The 2744-nt window shown below is 58.1% G+C and carries 3 protein-coding genes; 1 reads left to right on the forward strand and 2 read right to left on the reverse strand.

The genetic code is table 11. The features are described 5' to 3' along the window. Both ACFFAR_RS30245 and ACFFAR_RS30250 read right to left on the reverse strand, forming a co-directional pair. A partial coding sequence (locus tag ACFFAR_RS30245; protein ID WP_375509118.1) for a DUF2817 domain-containing protein occupies positions 1-878 on the reverse strand: 878 nt, incomplete at its 3' end. A gap of 78 nt (positions 879-956) precedes the next feature. Then, positions 957-2006 (reverse strand): Rieske 2Fe-2S domain-containing protein, encoded by a 1050-nt coding sequence (locus ACFFAR_RS30250; RefSeq protein ID WP_174365096.1) that lies wholly within the window; start codon positions 2004-2006, stop codon positions 957-959. Between the two features lie 135 nt (positions 2007-2141). Here ACFFAR_RS30250 and ACFFAR_RS30255 point away from each other — a divergent pair. Then, positions 2142-2744: LysR family transcriptional regulator (locus tag ACFFAR_RS30255; RefSeq protein ID WP_375509119.1), on the forward strand; the 603-nt coding region annotated here is incomplete at its 3' end.

Consider the following 2744-nt stretch of genomic DNA (forward strand, 5'->3'; position numbering starts at 1 on the left):
AGCCAGTGGTCGTCACGCAATAATCGATGCGAGCGCGCAGGGTCGTATGTGCCGCATTCAATAACGAATTGCATCAGGTCCACGTCACTGAGCTGGTCGAGCATGGCTTGCGATGTATAGCCCGTTGCAGTGGCAGCAATGCCGGTGTCAGTGGTGGATGATGGACTCGTGACAATGGTATGCAGCCACGGACCGTAGAGTGCCTGCATGCGCGACAGCATCGGGTAAGCCTTTGCAGTGATCGCCATCAGCATGGGATGGCCAAAAGCGCCTGCGCCAGTGTGCAAGTCAAAGCATATTGCCGTCTGCGCGTCGGCAACGTGCTTTTCCATGATCGCGCGCAGGGTGCGGTTGCTCCAGGCCGGCTCGCGGCCACCGAAAAACAGGCCGTCGGCGTGCACGTACTGTCCCGCTTCCACGACGCTCATCACTGCAGCATTGCCATCGCGGGCAATGCACGCCGCCAATGTTGCGTCGGCAATGCTGCGAGCCGGGCCTTCGAGTTCAGGACACAGGTAAATTGGGTGCATCGATTCATAACCGGCGTTAGCCGGGAGGGGGCGGTCGAACGCGACATAATTTCGATTCAGATCGACGTTATCTTCCGTTACGCGCCGCAGCCACGCCGTTCCCCACGGATTCACGAGATGGACGATCACAACGCTTACGCCTTCGAAAACGCCGTGTGTTCGAAGAGAATCGAGTAGCGCGATCTGACATTCGGAACCATAAAAGCCTTCGACGCCATGGGTCCCCGACAGCACGACCAAGCGGGAGGGCGCTTGCGGATCGCCAAGCACCGCGACATCCGTAACGAGCGTTTCTCCCCGCGGTCCTTTCAACGGATGCAGCCACTCCGTCATGGATGCATTTGCCATGCGGGCAGCGTGTAAAAAGCGCTCACGCTGGCGATCGAATGAGGGCGCTTCAAGAAAATACGAATTCATTTAGGTATCTTAAATGTGAAAAGATGGCTGTTCCGCATTATCGTGTTGCTCCGCGTCGATCAGGCGTTGCACGCCCCGGCGAAATCGTGTTGGTCCCGCGTCGAGCGCGAGGTTGATATTCGGTGTCCGCCGGTTTGCCATCCCGGCATGCACGGCGGCGAGGATCACGCGATCTTCATCGAATGCGTGGCGCACGTCTTCATTGAATTGCTCCGACACGAGCGCGTCGCTCTGGTCGAAATTTCGAGCCTGGAACCAGTAATAGCGCGTGGTCGATTCGTCTACAGGCGTCAAGAAGTTATAGGAGTTCATGAGGAACACATCGGGATGCATGGGTCCGGACTCGCTGCCGGTTCCCGCAGGCGTAAAAACAGCCTTGATCACAGCGTGCGATGGAAAGCGCACTTCGTATTGCTGTTTCCGGTCGCAGCGCCCGCTGAACTTGACATAGCGTGCGTAGAAAGGCGCGACCTCCACGTTGCGCATCCAGCGCGACACCGTCACACCTTTTCCGTTTTCCAGGGTGCTGAGCGGTTCGCCCTCGCACGCTGCATTGCCAAACGACGATGGATGCACCCATGCGACATGCGACGGATCGAGAAGGTTGTCAGTGACATACAGGTAGTGGCAATCGACAGTCATTGCGTCGCCCTGATTGATGCCCCACGCGGGGTCACCCCATTCCGGCACCTCGATAATGGCGGCTGGATCCGCATGTTCCGGCGGTCCCATCCATAGCCACACCAAACCATAGCGCTCGTGCGCCGGATAGCTTTGTACCCGTGCACCAGGCGGAATGCGCGCGTTGCCAGGCGCGCGAACGCACGTGCCCGCGCCATCGAATGTCAGTCCGTGGTATCCGCATTCAACGTGTTCGCCTTTCAGGCGCCCCATTGATAACGGCAACTTGCGATGCGGACAGGCGTCTTCCAGTGCGACTACGGCCCCATCGAGCTTGCGGTACAGCACAACCGCGTCGCCCAGCAACCGCGTTGCATGGAGCCCGGGTCCGACTTCGTCGCTGCGGGCAGCGACATACCATGCGTTTCTGACGAACATGAATGCATTCCTTGGCTTTCACCGGTTTCTATCCGGTCAATGTCCAAAGCTTAGGAAGTCAATATTCAAAAGAATAGAGGGGTGATTTTGCGAGTTCGTTTAGAATTTCTAAAATGACACACCCGGAGAACTCTGATGGATACGTTGCCGCCTCTGCGCGCACTGCAAGTGTTCGATACGCTGGGGCGTTGCCAGGGCGTGATCGAAACCGCTCGACGACTGGGTGTTTCTCCGGGCGCCGTCAGCCAGCAGATCAAGCAATTGGAGGACTCGGTCGGCATGCGTTTGCTGGCGAAAGAAGGCAAGCGGTTGAGATTGACCGAAGCCGGGCGGATTTATCACGCCAGTTGCGCGCAGGCGTTCGAAAGTCTGCGGCTGGCGCGTGCGGAACTGGAGCGGGGCAAACTGAAGCGTAGCCTGAGCATCAGCGCGTTGCCGTCGGTCTTGTCGAAGTGGCTTGCGCCACGCGTCTATTCCTGGCAGCGGGAGCATCCCGAGATCGACATCTTTCTCGATGGCACACATTCTGAACCGTCGCCCGATGGCCATCACATCGATTTCCGCATTACCTATGGCGAAAGCCTCGATCAATCCGGAACGCGCGCTGAACTGTTCCGCGACAAGGTCGTGCCCGCGTGCAGTCCCACTTTGATTGACGGGAAGGTGCTGGCTCACCCTGGCGACATACTCAATCATCCGTTGTTGTCGATTGACTGGCTGCCCAAATTTTCGTCGCCA

Source organism: uncultured Caballeronia sp., from assembly GCF_964243625.1.
Classification (GTDB): domain Bacteria; phylum Pseudomonadota; class Gammaproteobacteria; order Burkholderiales; family Burkholderiaceae; genus Caballeronia.